We start from the raw sequence: 15,854 nt of genomic DNA on the forward strand, positions 1-15,854 counted from the left end.
ATTTTAAAATCTTATTGACAAATTTTCCTTAATCATATATTATTGTGACTGCAAATTATTTGCAGCTATTTTTTTAGGAGTGATTTAATGTATAAAAAATGTTTAATTTTATTTATATCTATATGTATGCTTTTTTCGCTTACTTCTTGCATGAACAGCAGCTCAAAAGATTCTTCAAGCGGAAAGATAAAAGTAGTAGTTTCTTTTAATGCAATGAAAGAATTTGCTTATGCCATAGGAAAGGATAAAATAAATATAATAAATATGACACCAAATGGAACAGAACCTCATGACTTTGAACCTAAAACAAGAGATATTGAGGCACTTGTAGATGCAAATGTGTTCATATACAATGGTCTTGGTATGGAATCATGGACATCTAAGACTTTAAAAGCAATAGATAATAGAAAACTTATTATTGTGGAAGCTTCAAAAGGAGCCCATATAATTAAAAATACCAATTCAGATGAAATAAAAGACCATGGTGAGTATGACCCCCATTTATGGATTAGCCTAAAAGGTGCTGAAGTAGAAGCCAAGAACATAAAAAATGCCTTCGTTAAAGCCGATTCAAAAAATAAATCTTTTTATGAAAAAAACTATAACACTTTCAAAAATCAGCTAGACGAACTTTACAATAGTTATAGTGAAAAATTCAAAACTACAAAAAATAAAAATTTTGTTACAGGTCATGCAGCTTTTGCATACCTTTGTAGAGATTTTAGTTTAAATCAACAAAGTGTAGAAGATGTTTTTGCAGAAGGAGAACCAAGCACTAGAAGACTTTCTGAGTTGACAGATTTTTGCAAAAAAAACAAAGTTAAAACGGTATTTGTAGAAGATATGGTAAGTCCAAAGGTTTCTAATACGCTTGCAAAAGAAGTTGGAGCCAAAGTAGAAAAAATATATACTATTGAAAGTAAAGAAGACGGAAAAAATTATATTGAAGCTATGAAAGCAAATTTAGAAATGATTTATGATAGCTTAAAATAAAAAGTTATGCTAAGTAGCAATGCTTCATTGCATTAAAAAAATCCCTTCGTTCCTACGAAATTTAGGTGTAAATCTTGGTAGGAACGAGGGCTTTAATAATTAACCTACTAAGCTGCCCATCTAATAATGTTTTCCCCTAAGTAAAATCCTACAACACCTAGTATTAAACTTAAAAATATATAAGTAAAAGCATTAAGTTTTTTTCTTCCTTGAAATAAATTAAATCCCTCATACATAAAAGTGGAAAAGGTAGTATATGCTCCCATAAAACCATCTGCCAGCAATAAGGACATATTTTTGCTTATGCCTGAGCTTGTTAAAACCCCCAGTAAAAATGCCCCAGTTATATTAATTATAAAAGTTCCAAGAGGAAACTTAGATTTTGTTTTTTTAGATATAATGCTTCCTAACTTATATCTTGTTAAACTTCCAAAGGCTCCTCCAATTCCTATTAAAATATATTCCATATATAGTCCTCCTTACAAAACATTTTCTTCATCATCATCTTCAACTTTTTTATTAAAAAATGTTGAAATACCTTCTCTTGCTACAATAACCCCAAAATATGCAAAGCATAGTCCAAATACTGCTGAAAAACCTATATATGATACTGCTGAAAAATATAATCCATGATTTATGAGTCCTACTGTCTCCTTACACATAGTTGAAAAGGTAGTATATGCACCTATAAAACCCGTTGTAATTCCAAGCTTTATATCATTATCAAACTTAAAATCTTCCAAAGCCATGGTAGAAACTAACGCTAGTACAAAACTTCCTGTTAAATTTATTATAAGTGTATTTAATGGTATTGCCTCCTTATAGCTATGAAAATTAATACTCTTAATCATGAATCTTAAGATAGCTCCTAATGCCCCTCCTGCACCTATAAGTAAATATTTTTTCATATGTTTCCTCCAATCCAATTCATTAATACTACTAGGTTTTTATACATAAAAAACTCCTACACTTATTAAAAATGTAGAAGTCATTAATCAAAAAGATAGTTAAGGCGAACTTCATCACCTATTTAATTTTTACAAATTATATTATAGCAATCTAATCTATAGTTTGTCAATTAAAATAAAAATTGGCTGTACCCTTTATGTAGATAATTTCTACTTTTCCTATACTCAACTTCATTCATTTTTAGTTCCTATAAATTTAAAAATCAAAATTCCAAAAACTGAAGCTATTATAGATACAACCATTATAGCTACCTTAGCATCATTCAAGTAAGCTTCACTAGAAAATGATAAAGAAGACACAAACAAAGACATTGTAAATCCTATTCCTCCAAGTACACTTGCTCCATATATATGCTTCATTGAAACTCTTGAAGGCAAATTAGCAAGCTTAAATTTAATAAGGAAATAAGAAACACCAAAAATACCCAATTGCTTTCCTAAAAAAAGGCCCAGAATAATTCCGCAACTTACAGAGGAAGTTATAAGCCTTCTAAAACTACCTGCATTAATTACAACTCCAGAATTGGCAAAAGCAAATATTGGCATAATAAAATAGGCAGATAATAAATTTAAGAAGTGTTCAAATTTATAAGTAGTAGATTCTTGTGCTTCCACTCTACTTTTTCCAAGAGGTATACACATTCCTAAAATAACTCCTGCAATTGTTGGATGTACTCCAGACCTTAACAAAAAAAGCCACAAAACAAATCCTAAAATTATAAAAAACGAAATATACCTAACCTTTAATTTATTAGCAGTAATTAAAAGTATAAATACAATTGCTGCAGCTAAAAGCGAAATCCACTGTATATTATTTGTATAAAATACTGCAATAACAATAATAGAACCTAAATCATCCACTATCGCCAATGCTGTTAAAAATACAGCTATACCTTTAGGAGCTTTTTTATTTCCTACAATAGAAATTATCCCTAGTGCAAAAGCTATATCTGTTGCCATTGGAATTCCCCAACCATTAACAGTTCTCTCGCCAAAATTAGTTATAAGATATATTAGTGCTGGAACGATCATTCCACCTATAGCCGCTCCAACTGGTAAAATTACTTTTTTAACGGATTTAAGCTCTCCAATAAGAACTTCCCTTTTAATCTCCATTCCAACTAATAAAAAAAAGACAACCATTAGTCCATCATTAATCCAGTGAAGTAAAGACATGGATATATATAATTTATACACTCCTAGTGTAAGATTTGCATGGAATAGCTCTTCATAGTTATAATGTAAATTTGAGTTTGAGATGATTACAGCAGCTACAGCACATATAATTAATATAATTCCACTTGATGCTTCTTTGTTAAAAAAGTCCTTAAACATATTAATAATTACATTTGCTCTTTTTGATTTCATAACATTTCTCCTCAAATAAGTAATAACTTTGACCAATACGATAAAATAGCTGCTTATATGCTTTAGTTTTCCCAATATTAATCTTTTAAACCATAAGTGCTTCTAAATATTTTTCACTTCATATTAAGCAATTTTTACTTTGATTAATATGTATTTAACTCAACTTTGATAAAATAAATTAAAATATATTAGTATGGAGGAAAATATGAAAAATTTAAATAAGATTGAAAAAAGCTGGGTAATGTATGACTGGGCAAATTCCGCATATAGCATGGCTATAACTTCTACAATTCTTCCCTTGTATTTCAAAATGGCGTATTCTGGTTCCTCAACTAATTCTACTGCTTACTGGGGATATGCAAATTCAATTGGAACTTTAATCATTGCATTTTTATCACCTATTTTAGGTACTATTGCTGATTATAAAGGCTATAAAATGAAACTTTTTAAAATATTCTTTGCTCTCGGAACTGTATTTACTGCTCTTCTTTCTATAATTCCTAGCACTCACTGGACTTTACTTCTTATCTTTTACGTAATTAATTCTATAGGTTTTTCTGGAAGCTGCATATTTTACGATGCTTTTTTAGTAGATGTAACCCCAAGCGAAAGTATGGATAGGGTATCTTCTATGGGATTTGGAATAGGATATATAGGAAGTACAATTCCATTTATAATGTCAATAGCTTTAATACTACTTTCTCAAATAAAAGTTATTCCATTTTCAATACAAACCTCCTGCAAAATATCCTTTTTAATAACTTCCATATGGTGGGCAGTTTTTACAATTCCTATGATTAAAAATGTAAAACAAATACATGGCATAAGTGTAGAAAAGACTCCAATTATAAGTAGCTTTGTAAGGTTAAAAAACACCATAAAAAATATAAAAAATCACAAGAATCTATTCTTATTTCTTCTTGCATACTTTTTCTATATAGATGGTGTGGATACAATCATAACTATGGCTACTTCATATGGTTCAGACCTTGGAATAAGCTCCTCTACCCTTCTTGTAATCCTTCTTGCAACACAATTTATAGCTTTTCCATGCTCTATAATTTTTGGCTATCTTGCTGAAAAGTTTAATGGTAAAACAATGATTTTTTGTGGAATAATAATCTACTCCTTTATATGCATATATTCATACTTTATAAAAACCTCTTTAGATTTTTGGATACTTGCTGTACTTGTAGGGACTTCTCAGGGAGGAATACAGGCAATAAGCCGTTCTTATTTTGGCAAACTTGTTCCTAAAAAAAGAGCTAATGAATTCTTTGGATTTTACAACATATTCGGCAAATTTTCAGCTATAATGGGACCTTTTATTGTAGGCATAGTTACACAGCTAACAGGTGAAACTCGTAAAGGTGTGTTAAGTATAATATTTCTTTTCTTAGTTGGTGGATTTATTCTTTTTAAAGCCCCTTCTGATAAAAAATACACTAATTCTAAAAATCCTGATTACGAATTAGAAGCATAAAAACAAAGATGAAGGTTTTTAACATACCACTCATCATTAAAATCCTTCATCTTTGAATTATTATTTATCATTCTAAATTTTAAATTTATCAGCTTCTTCGTTAAGATTATTTGATAGATCTTTAAGTTCACCTGCAAACTTTGCTACACTTTCAGAAGAAGCATACATTTCCTCTGAAGATGCTGATATTTCCTCTGAGGATGCAGAGGTTTCCTCGGAAACAGCAGTAATTGAATCTATTTTTTCTAGTATTATATCCTTTGAACTCATAATAGTCTCTATTGATTTATAGGTATCATCAACTAAAGGCGCTATTGCTTTGACTGATGAAAGCATATTTTCAAAAGCTTCAATGGTTCTATTTACAATATTGGATTGCTCATTAAATGTCATCTTAACATTGTTTGAAGTTAATATTACCTCTTTTGTTTCACCGCTTATACCTTCAATAAGATTATGTATCTGCTCTGTTGACTTCTTTGTTTCCTCAGCTAGCTTTCTAACCTCTTCTGCAACTACTGCGAATCCTTTCCCAGCCTCACCAGCTCTTGCTGCTTCTATAGCCGCATTCAATGCAAGTAAGTCTGTTTGCTCAGATATATCATCTATGGCTTCTGTTATATTTCCAACCTTAGAAACGCTATTGTCCAAATTATTTATTTTGCTAGCAACTACTTCAAAAGACTTATTTACAGCATTTATAGATTCTAAAAGTACATTTATTTCTTCTTTTCCTTTTAATGCTTTGCTTTCTGTCTTGCTTGAACTTTCATTTACCTTTGAAATTTTTTCATTCATAGTCTGTAATTCCTGTGCAAACTTAGAAATCACACTGGATATATTAACAAGGTCATTTGCTTCTTCTGTAGCTCCTTGTGCCACATCTTGTATAGCTCGTGCAACATCACTAGCAGCATTTGTCATTTCCTTTGAACTTGAGTTTAACTCCTCTGACATTGTGCTTACCTTTAAGGTTCCAGTTTTTATTACTGAAATAGTATTTTTTAAATGGTCCGCCATATTCTTAAATGCAGCTGCAAGTAAACCTATTTCATCTGAACTACTTACATTTATCTCATTACTTAATTCACCTTCAGATATTCTTTTCGATATACCTACTAACTGTTTAAGCGGAACTGTTATTCCTCTTGCTATTTTAGTAAGTATTAGTGCGAATATAAGAAATGCAATCAATGATAAAACAACTATAATTATTATGGTACTATAAACCGTCTTTTCTACATTCTCCATAGACATACCTACATCTATAGCTCCAACAATTTGTCCCTCTTTATGTACTGGAACAATTATATCGTAGACAGGTATCTTATTTTTATATTTGTACTGAGAGGTATAAACCTTTCCTTTTGTAACTGCCTCTTTACTTCCAATATCCTTTAAAGTCATTCCAACTCTACTCTTGTCACTGTGTGCCTGAACCTTTAAATCTTTATCCATATACAGTGCGTAAACCATAGATTTATCACGTTTTACCATATCTTCAATAACTGCTTGTGTATTAAGTTCATCAGTTAATTTTTGCACTCTATTGGCTAGTACTCCTATTTGAACCATACCACCACTCATGTTACTTATATAACCATATTTATAATAATCGTTACCTTTGGCACTTTTTCTTATATCCTCCATGAACTCATCTTTTTCACCTTTAAGTACAGGATACCCTAAGCTTTTATTGTCAAATACATAACCAACAGATGAACTTAAATTAGAGTATACTACTTTACCAGATACATCCGTTACATTTATTTCATCAACTTGAAATTGATCTGCTAAAGACTGCAAATAACTATTGTCTATTTTGTTGCTGCTTGTTACTATAAAATTTCCTAAAGTTTTTATTTTATCTTCAATAGACTTATTTAATGCATCCACTGCAATATTGTTTTTTTCTGTATTCTGCGATATTTGATTTGCCATATTAATTCCATCTGATTCCATTTGCGATAATATTCTACTTCTTGATATTGTCACAGAAGCTGATGCTATAATAGTAATAATTACAAACATTATTATCATTGGAATAACAAGAATTTTAAAAGATACAGAATCTCTAAATGTTTTTTTCATTGCATAAAACCCCTTTTCTTTCTCAATAACCATCAGTATTATAATAAAAATTAATCTCATTAATTGTATCACTATATGCGCATATTCTATAAGCACTTTTGAACTTTTTTGTAATTATATGTAGTATGATGGAGAATATTTATAAAAATGCACTAAAAAAATCATTATATTTTGTGATATACACAACTAATTCTATAAATGAAATAGTTATCCTATATTACTAAATTAATAATTTCGTGTTTTTCATAAAATATTAAAAAACTTCTACACTTATTAAAAATGTAGAAGTTTTTAATTTAAATGAATCCAATTATTATGTTTTTGCACACGCTCTCCTATTTATTCCTCTATCATCCTATATCCAACCCCAACCTCAGTATAAATGTATTCCGGTTGGGCTGGATCTCTTTCTATCTTTCTTCTCAAGTTTGCCATAAAAACTCTTAAAGATTGAGTTTCATTTCCCAAAGAAGTACCCCATATTTCCTTAATTATAAAATTATGCGTCAACACTTTTCCTGAGTACTTAGCCAAAAGTACCATGATTTTATACTCTATTGGAGTTAAATGAATATCTTTATTATCAACTGTTACCTTTCGCTTCTCAAAATCTATCTTTAATGCTTTAACCTGAAAAGTTTTAATATCTTCACCCTTTGAATTGCCAATAGCACCATTATGCCTTAAAGATACCCTGATTCTTGCAAGAAGTTCACTTATTCCAAAAGGTTTAGTTAAATAGTCATCCGCCCCCATATCAAGTGCCTCAACCTTCTGCCGCTCATTTTCTCTAGCTGAAACTATTATTATTGGAATACTTAATAATTCTCTTACTCTTTCTATTACCTCAGTTCCATCAATATCTGGCAGCCCCAAATCAAGTATTATCAAATCCGGATGATTGGATATAGAGAGTGCAACAGCTTCATTTCCTTTATCAGTTTCAATATACTTATAACCCTGTGTGGATAATGCCGCAGTTATAAAATTTCTTATAGGTCTATCATCTTCAACCACAAGAATATAAGGACTATTATTCATCACTTATCCCTCTTTCCTTTAGGTACATTAAAACTAAATATTGCCCCACCACCTTTTTTATTTATAGCTCTAATTTTACCACCATGGGCTTCAACTATTGATTTACAAATAGCAAGTCCAAGACCTACTCCTCTTCTTGAATCTGAAATCTTACTTCCATTAGTAAAAAATCTATCAAATATATATGGCAATATATCTTCTGATATACCAACACCATTATCGGAAACCTCAAATATTACATCGTCACTTTTTTCATAAGCCTTTATCTCTATAGTAGATTCTTTTGGAGAAAATTTCACAGCATTATCAATTAAATTAATTATAACCTGTTCAATCAAACTTCCATCCATTGGCACCATTATTACATCTTCAGGGACATTGACCTTTATTTTATGCTCTTTTGCATATTTAGAGCTTCTCTGCACTGCTTCCGATACTACTTCTTCTACAAGTTCTATATCCTTTTTTATCTCCATTTTTCCTTCATCAAACTTAGTCATACTAAGCAAATTTTCAACAAGTCTTATCAGCCATTCTGTGTCATCATACATCCCTTCTAAGAGATTCTGTTTTGTATCCTCTGATATAAATTCCCCATTTTCAAGCATAGTGCTTACAGCTCCTTTAATTCCAGCAAGTGGACTTCTGAGGTCATGTGATATAGATCTTAAAAGGTTGCTTCTAAGCCTCTCTCTTTCAATTTCAACTTTAGAGGTTTCCTGCTGTTTAGACAAAATTTCTCTATCAAGAGCAATAGCTATTTGACTTGTTACAGTTTCAACAATAAATTTTTGCTCTGGCTTTAAAAAACCTTCTGCACATGAAACACCAATAACACCAAGAACTTTTCCTTGAACCTTTATTGGCACATAATAGCCCTGTGCTCTATAAAAGGTATCCGTACCAGAACCAGATTCCTTACCATTTAAAAAAGTCCAATAGGCTGATGCATTTTCATCTTTCCCCACAAGATTATCATTTTTAATTCCCTTTTCAGGATTGTATATAAAGGGAGTAGAAAGCTTACCTCCATTTGAAAGATATCCTACAATAGTCCTATTTACAAGCCTAGAAATATATTTTATTCCTACGGATATAACATCACAATCTCCAGATGCTCTTAAAAGCTTTGCACTTACTCTGTATAAGGTCTGGGTTCTCTTTTCATTAGCAATTGAATTTTGAGCTTCAGCCTGAATTTTATTAGTAAGTGTTCCAACAACTAACGAAACTATAAGCATTATGGGAAATGTAGCAAGATAACTTTTATCATAAAATTGAAAAGAATATCTTGGCTCTGTAAATAAGTAATTAAAAATAAGCATAGCAATTATAGAAGAAATTATCCCCATAAAATAACCCTTTGTTGTTACATATACAATTATAACACCTAAAATAAATATCATAATAACATCTGCTTCTGCAAACCCTATATAATCAAAAATTTTTCCTAAAACAGTGGTTATTAAAATTATAGCTGCCATTTTAATAAAATCTCTTAAGGATGAGCTAACCTTAATATTACTTAGGCTTGATTTTCTTTTTTTCTGATAAGTTGAATTAGGTATAGCATATACATCTATATAGGCGTTGGAGTCCATAAGCTTATCTACAATATCCTTAGCATAAAAGTGAAATACCTTGCTAGTCTTTTTGTGATTTTTTCCAATTATTATCTTAGTTATATTTCTAAACTCCGCATACTGTATTATCTGATCAACTATATTATCTCCATATATAGTTACAACTTCTCCTCCAAGCTGCTCTGCCAAATTAAAATGAAAATTCAATCTTTCTTTATCCTCTTTTGTCAGCTTTGATGACTTAGTATTTTCAACATAAAGTGCAACCCATTTAGAGTGATATACTTCTGCCATCCTAGCTGCTGTTCTTATTATTCTTTGAGAAGAAGGCGATGGTCCAATACATGCCATTATTTTATCTGAAGTCGGCATAACAGTTATTTCCCTCTTTGAAAGTCTTGCACTCTCGACCTCATTATTAACTCTGTCTGCCGTCCTTCTAAGAGCAATTTCCCTCAAAGCATACAAATTATTTTTAGTAAAGAAATTGTGAAATGCCCTTTTTACCTGTTCCTTTTTGTATATCTTACCATCGCTAAAACGCTTTAAAAGTTCATCTGGTTCAATATCAATTATCTCAACCTTATCAGCTTCATCAAAAACCTTATCTGGAATTGTTTCTCTAACACAAATCCTTGTTATATTAGCAACAACGTCATTTAAACTTTCTATATGCTGAACATTTAATGTAGTATAAACATCAATACCTGCTTCCAAAAGTTCCTCTATATCCTGCCACCTTTTTCTATTTCTCTGTCCCTTTACATTTGTGTGTGCAAGCTCATCCACAAGTATTATCTCTGGTTTCCTTCCAAGTGCTTTATCTATATCAAATTCCCTTATGTTTACTCCTCTGTAATTTACAATCTTTGTCCTTATAGCTTCAAAGCCCTTAGTTAAACTCATAGTTTCAGCCCTTGCATGAGGTTCTATATATCCTATTATTATATCCTTACCGAGTTCCTTTACTTCTTGTGCTTCTCTAAGCATAGCGTAAGTTTTACCAACTCCAGCTGCATATCCAAAAAATATTTTTAATTTTCCTCTCATGGCTTTACTTTCTTCCTTTTCAATTTGATTCAAAAGATAGTACGGATCTGGTCTTTGATTGATATTCATAAAACTTCCCTTACCTTATATTACTCTTTATAGTAGATGTTATCTTCCTTTTCCAGCTTGTTAAAAAAACTTATTGATGCACCCTGAAATTTTCCTTTCAAATAAGAACTTCCGCAATAGTTTTTATTGAGATATATTGTAATTTTATTATCCTTTATATTATAACTTCCGTAGGAATAGGTACTTTCCTTAAGCTGATTCCCCACCAAAGTACATTTATCTCCCCTTTTTAATACTAATGTGGTATTACTTTTTGGCGATCTATACTTTCCTAAATACGGGCTACTGCCATAATTATACACCTTATACACTTCTAAACAAAACAATATAATTACAATTAAACCTACAACTGCCTTCTTCATAAAACTTTTCACCTGTCTTTATTAAAAAATACTATTTAATCATAGAAGCTACCTCTAAGTTTACCTTAAGAACATTTACTCTAGGTTCACCCAAAACGCCAAAAGTTCTATCTGCTGTATATTTTTTAACTATTTCCCTTAACTTATCTTCACTTATCCCAGTTGCTTTTGCCACAGTTGGTATTTGTATCTCAGCAGCCTTTGGACTTATATCTGGGTCAAGTCCTGAACCTGAACTTGTAAGTAAATCTGCAGGTATATCTTCTTTATTTACACCTGGATGAGTTTTTAAAAAATCCTTCACATCATCTTTAATTCTTTTAGCTAAATCTTTATTTGAAGGTGCTAAATTTTGTGAACCAGAAGCAACTCCGCTATAAGCTGTTTTTCCATCCTTACCAGGCTTTAAATCAGCTTTAGTATAGGTATTATAGTTCACAGAAGAAACCCTTCCTCTAAAGAATCTTTTATCCGTAAAATTCTGACCTAAGAGTGCAGAACCAACTTCTTTACCTCTATAAGTTACAATACTTCCATTTGCTTTCTTATTAAAAGCTGCTTGACTAACTCCAGTTATAAAAAGCGGATAAATTATTCCGCATAGTATTATAAGAACAATGCACAAACGAAGAGCTTTAACTATTGATTTCATTTTCTTATCCCCTTTCAATTAACCTAAATTAAGAATTCTAACTAATGGAGTTATTAGTAAATCTAAAATTTTAATGCCTATAAAAGGAGCAATTACGCCTCCAAGTCCAAAAATAAGCATATTTCTTAGAAGCATAGCTTCTGACTTCATTGGTCTATACTTAACACCCTTCATTGCAATTGGTATCAAAAGAGGTATTATTATAGCATTAAATATTAAAGCAGATATTATTGCACTATGTGGCGTAGAAAGTTTCATTATATTCATAACCTGCATTTGTGGTATAGCCGATACAAATATAGCAGGTATTACAGCAAAATACTTTGCAACATCATTTGCTATACTAAAAGTTGTAAGCGCTCCTCTTGTTATTAAAAGCTGCTTTCCTATTTCAACAACTTCAAGTACCTTCGTTGGGTCAGAATCCAAATCAACCATATTAGCTGCTTCCTTGGCTGCTGTAGTTCCACTGTTCATTGCAAGTCCAACATCTGCTTGTGCAAGTGCTGGTGCATCATTGGTTCCATCACCTGTCATTGCAACAAGTTTACCTTCTGCCTGCTCTTTTTTAATGGCTTCTATTTTATCTTCTGGCTTACATTCAGCAATAAAACCATCAACTCCAGCCTCTTTTGCTATAGTTGCAGCTGTTAAAGGATTATCTCCTGTACACATTATAGTTTTTATTCCAATTTCACGAAGCCTCTGGAATCTTTCCACAAGTCCAGGCTTTACAGTGTCCTTAAGGTATATAACGCCATAAATTTTGTTATTTACACAAACTACAAGTGGTGTTCCTCCTAACTTAGCAACTTTATTCACAGTTTCCTCTAGATCATCTGGAATAACTCCCTTTAATTTATTAATCCTATTTTTTATAGCATCATAAGCCCCTTTTCTTACTTCTGTACCATCTTCAAGGTCTATTCCACTCATCCTTGTTTGCGCTGTAAATTCTATGAAATCAATATCCTCATATCTCTTTTTATCAATTGAACATCCCATCTTATTTCCAAGCTCAACTATGGATTTTCCTTCAGGTGTATCATCCTTTAAAGAACACATTACGGAATAATCAATAAGCTTCTTTTTATCAGAACTGCCAACAGTTATAAAATCTGCCGCAAGCCTATTTCCAAAGGTTATTGTTCCTGTTTTATCAAGTATCATAGTATCAACATCGCCGCAAGCTTCAACAGCCTTTCCTGACATAGCTATTACATTGAACCTAGTTACTCTATCCATACCAGCAATTCCTATAGCAGATAAAAGACCACCTATAGTTGTAGGTATAAGACAAACTAAAAGAGCTATTAAAGTTGACATCTGAATTTTAACTCCTGTATAAGAAGCCATAGGATAAAGTGCAACAAGTACAATTAAAAAAATAAGCGTTAAACTTACGAGTATTGTGTTAAGTGCAACTTCATTAGGTGTCTTTTGCCTTGAAGCACCCTCTACAAGATTTATCATCTTGTCAAGGAAGGATTCTCCTGGGGTTGCAGTAATCTTAACCTTAAGCCAATCGCTTACAACCTTTGTCCCCCCGGTAACAGAAGCAAAATCTCCACCTGATTCTTTCATAACTGGTGCGGATTCACCTGTTATTGCAGATTCATCTACAGACGCTATACCTTCTATTACTTCTCCGTCATTTGGAATTATATCTCCATTTTCTACTAAAACTATATCTCCCTTTTTAAGTTCATTTGCATTTATAGTTTTTATATCTCCATTTTTCTGTAAAAGTTTTGCAATTGTATCCTTACGGGTTTTCTTAAGGGTTTCAGCTTGTGCTTTACCACGTCCTTCAGCTACAGATTCTGCAAAATTAGCAAACAAAACAGTTATAAACAAAATTACAGCAACAATTAAATTGTATATCCTCAGATTGTTTCCCTTATCTCCAAAAACATCTGGGAAAATAGTGAGAATAGCTGATATAAAAAAGCCTATTTCAACTACAAACATCACTGGATTTTTTATCATATACTTAGGATTTAGCTTTTTAAAAGATTCCAAAATAGCTGTATTTAGTATATCCTTTGTAATAAACTTAGATTTTCCATCTTTATTTTTCATAATACATCATCATCCTTTTCTAATTACAATGTAAGATGCTCTGCAATAGGTCCAAGTGCTACTGCTGGAAGAAAAGTAAGAGCTCCAATTATAAGAACAATAAACACTAGTGTTATAGTAAATACAGTATTATCTGTTTTAAAGGTACCTGAAGTTTCTGGTATGGACTTCTTTGACGCTAAGGAAGCCGCTACGGCTATGAGTATTATCATAGATAAATATCTACCTAAAAACATTACGATACCGCCTGTTACATTCCAAAACATGGTATTGTCTCCTAATCCCTCAAATCCAGAACCATTATTAGCAGCACAGCTTGTATACTGATATATTATTTGCGTAAGCCCATGAAAACCAGGATTTGATATACCAGCAAGCCCTGACTTAGTTACTAAAGCCAATGCTGAAAACATGAGTATTAAAAATGGATGTATAATTATAGCAAATGCAACTAGTTTTATTTCCTTTCCTTCTATTTTTTTTGTTAAAAATTCTGGTGTTCTTCCTACCATAAGTCCACATATAAAAACCGTAAGTATAGCATACATAATCATATTCATAAAACCTACGCCTTTTCCACCAAATATAACATTAAGCATCATATTCATAAGTGCTGTAGCTCCACCTATAGGGGTTAAAGAATCATGCATATTATTTACTGCACCACACGAGGTTGATGTTGTTGCTACTGTAAACAAAGTACTTCCACCTAGCCCAAATCTAATTTCCTTGCCTTCCATACTTCCCATAGCTTGACTAAGTCCAATACGTGAAATTACAGGATTACCTGCTTTTTCAGAATTGTAACATATAGGTAAAAATATAAAGAATAAAATACTCATGGCAGCAAAAATTGCAATTGCCTGTTTTTTCTTTTTTAGCATATGTCCAAAACAAATAACCGTTGAACCAGCAAGTATCATTAATGAAATTATTTCAACAGCATTTGTAAGCGGTGTTGGATTTTCAAATGGATGTGATGAGTTTGCTCCAAAAAATCCCCCTCCGTTAGTACCTAAAAGCTTTATAGCTTCTAAACTTGCTACGGGTCCTAAAGGAATGTCTTGAAGTTTCCCCTCAATAGTTGTTAGGGTTTTAGTTGGCGCTAAAGTTTGAGGAACTCCCTGTGCAACAAAAAATATAGACAATACAATTGATGCTGGAAGCAATATTCTAGTAGTGATTCTTACAATATCAACATAAAAGTTACCAATTTCATTCTTTCTTCCGGCAAGTGCCCTCATAAACGCCCATGCTACTGCAAGCCCTGTTGCTGCTGCTAAAAACATCATAAAAGTAATTACTATCATCTGGCTTAAATATGAAAGTCCAGATTCACCACTATAATCTTGAAGATTTGTATTAGTTAAAAAACTTATAATTGTATTAAAAGTTAACCCCTGTTCCATTCCTTTTATATGATTTGGGTTTAATACATTAATACTTTGTAATCTTAGAATTAAATATCCAATAAATGCTGCAATAGCATTAGTTGATAATAAAGCAAGCACATATTTTTTCCATGTCATTGGCCCTTTTTTTATCCCTGATAGTTTATAAATAAAGTTATCAATTTTATCTACTACAGGATCTATAAAGGTTTTTTCATGTTCAGAAACTTTGTATAAATACTTTCCTGTTGGTATACAAAGTAAAACAAAAACAATAAATATAATTGCTATTTGTAATATTTCCATTTTAAGTCCTCCATAATTTAAAATTTCTCTGGGTTAAATAGTGCATAACATAAATAAATGAACAATAAAATAATTACAATAATTAAAAATATCATTATGTCACCTTCCTCACTGTTTTCTATTAATTTGACCTTCACACCAATCTGTAAAAAATTTAAGTCCTATAAAACCAACTACAAGTAAAACTATAAATACAATATCAAGCATGTATCTCCCTCCTCTTTTCAGTGTTAATACTACCACCTTATATATAAAATTGGAGTTAAGGTTTAACTGAAACGTATAAAGATTTTATAAAGATTTTAACGTAAACGTACACATATAGGGGCTTGGGCGGTCAATGTCATCAACTTAAGAAAAAAATTTGGATTTTATAAAAATCCAAATTTTTTTTATTTTTAAATATATTTTTATA

13 protein-coding genes and 1 riboswitch are annotated in these 15,854 nt (G+C 31.4%); of the genes, 2 read left to right on the plus strand and 11 right to left on the minus strand.

The genetic code is table 11. The features are described 5' to 3' along the window. The first annotated feature begins 87 nt into the window (after positions 1-87). On the plus strand, positions 88-993 hold the full coding sequence (locus ACJDT4_RS06555; protein WP_406786742.1) for a metal ABC transporter substrate-binding protein: 906 nt from the start codon (positions 88-90) through the stop codon (positions 991-993). Between the two features lie 107 nt (positions 994-1,100). Here the strand turns inward: ACJDT4_RS06555 and crcB (ACJDT4_RS06560) are convergent, their stop codons facing one another. From crcB (ACJDT4_RS06560) to nhaA, 3 genes are all read right to left on the minus strand, one after another. Next, on the minus strand, positions 1,101-1,460 hold the full coding sequence (crcB, locus tag ACJDT4_RS06560) for a fluoride efflux transporter CrcB (protein WP_406786743.1): 360 nt from the start codon (positions 1,458-1,460) through the stop codon (positions 1,101-1,103). 12 nt (positions 1,461-1,472) lie between these two features. Further along, a complete protein-coding gene (gene crcB, locus ACJDT4_RS06565) occupies positions 1,473-1,901 on the minus strand; it encodes a fluoride efflux transporter CrcB (RefSeq protein ID WP_406786744.1) in 429 nt (142 codons plus the stop codon). 67 nt (positions 1,902-1,968) lie between these two features. Next, positions 1,969-2,029, minus strand: a riboswitch (Fluoride riboswitch). A gap of 103 nt (positions 2,030-2,132) precedes the next feature. Further along, positions 2,133-3,329 carry a Na+/H+ antiporter NhaA gene (gene nhaA, locus ACJDT4_RS06570; protein WP_406786745.1) on the minus strand — a complete coding sequence of 399 codons (1,197 nt, stop codon included), beginning with the start codon at positions 3,327-3,329 and terminating at the stop codon, positions 2,133-2,135. Between the two features lie 205 nt (positions 3,330-3,534). On the opposite strand from nhaA, the gene ACJDT4_RS06575 reads away from it, so the two are divergent. Then, on the plus strand, positions 3,535-4,812 hold the full coding sequence (locus tag ACJDT4_RS06575) for an MFS transporter (RefSeq protein ID WP_406786746.1): 1,278 nt from the start codon (positions 3,535-3,537) through the stop codon (positions 4,810-4,812). Positions 4,813-4,884: 72 nt separating this feature from the next. On the opposite strand, the gene ACJDT4_RS06580 is transcribed toward ACJDT4_RS06575, so the two are convergent. The 8 genes from ACJDT4_RS06580 to kdpF form a co-directional block, all read right to left on the minus strand. Then, positions 4,885-6,903: a methyl-accepting chemotaxis protein gene (locus tag ACJDT4_RS06580; RefSeq protein ID WP_406786747.1), complete on the minus strand. Its 2,019-nt coding sequence runs from the start codon at positions 6,901-6,903 to the stop codon at positions 4,885-4,887. Between the two features lie 339 nt (positions 6,904-7,242). Next, positions 7,243-7,944 carry a response regulator gene (locus ACJDT4_RS06585; protein ID WP_406786748.1) on the minus strand — a complete coding sequence of 234 codons (702 nt, stop codon included), beginning with the start codon at positions 7,942-7,944 and terminating at the stop codon, positions 7,243-7,245. Beyond that, positions 7,944-10,646 (minus strand): ATP-binding protein, encoded by a 2,703-nt coding sequence (locus tag ACJDT4_RS06590; protein WP_406786749.1) that lies wholly within the window; start codon positions 10,644-10,646, stop codon positions 7,944-7,946. The genes ACJDT4_RS06585 and ACJDT4_RS06590 overlap by 1 nt, the downstream gene beginning before the upstream one ends. 20 nt (positions 10,647-10,666) lie before the next feature. Continuing rightward, on the minus strand, positions 10,667-11,008 hold the full coding sequence (locus tag ACJDT4_RS06595) for a hypothetical protein (RefSeq protein WP_406786750.1): 342 nt from the start codon (positions 11,006-11,008) through the stop codon (positions 10,667-10,669). A 31-nt stretch (positions 11,009-11,039) separates the two neighbouring features. Beyond that, positions 11,040-11,660 (minus strand): K(+)-transporting ATPase subunit C, encoded by a 621-nt coding sequence (locus ACJDT4_RS06600; RefSeq protein ID WP_406786751.1) that lies wholly within the window; start codon positions 11,658-11,660, stop codon positions 11,040-11,042. A gap of 18 nt (positions 11,661-11,678) precedes the next feature. Continuing rightward, the gene (kdpB, locus tag ACJDT4_RS06605) at positions 11,679-13,742 is read right to left on the minus strand and encodes a potassium-transporting ATPase subunit KdpB (RefSeq protein WP_406786752.1); all 2,064 of its coding nucleotides are present in this window, start codon (positions 13,740-13,742) and stop codon (positions 11,679-11,681) included. A 23-nt stretch (positions 13,743-13,765) separates the two neighbouring features. Beyond that, positions 13,766-15,439 (minus strand): potassium-transporting ATPase subunit KdpA, encoded by a 1,674-nt coding sequence (gene kdpA / locus ACJDT4_RS06610; RefSeq protein WP_406786753.1) that lies wholly within the window; start codon positions 15,437-15,439, stop codon positions 13,766-13,768. A 17-nt stretch (positions 15,440-15,456) separates the two neighbouring features. Next, positions 15,457-15,534, minus strand: a complete 78-nt coding sequence (kdpF, locus tag ACJDT4_RS06615) for a K(+)-transporting ATPase subunit F (RefSeq protein WP_406786760.1) — start codon at positions 15,532-15,534, stop codon at positions 15,457-15,459. Positions 15,535-15,854: the final 320 nt, after the last annotated feature.

The sequence above is a fragment of the Clostridium neuense genome (genome assembly GCF_045310695.1).
GTDB classification, from domain to species: Bacteria; Bacillota; Clostridia; order Clostridiales; family Clostridiaceae; genus Clostridium_S; species Clostridium_S neuense.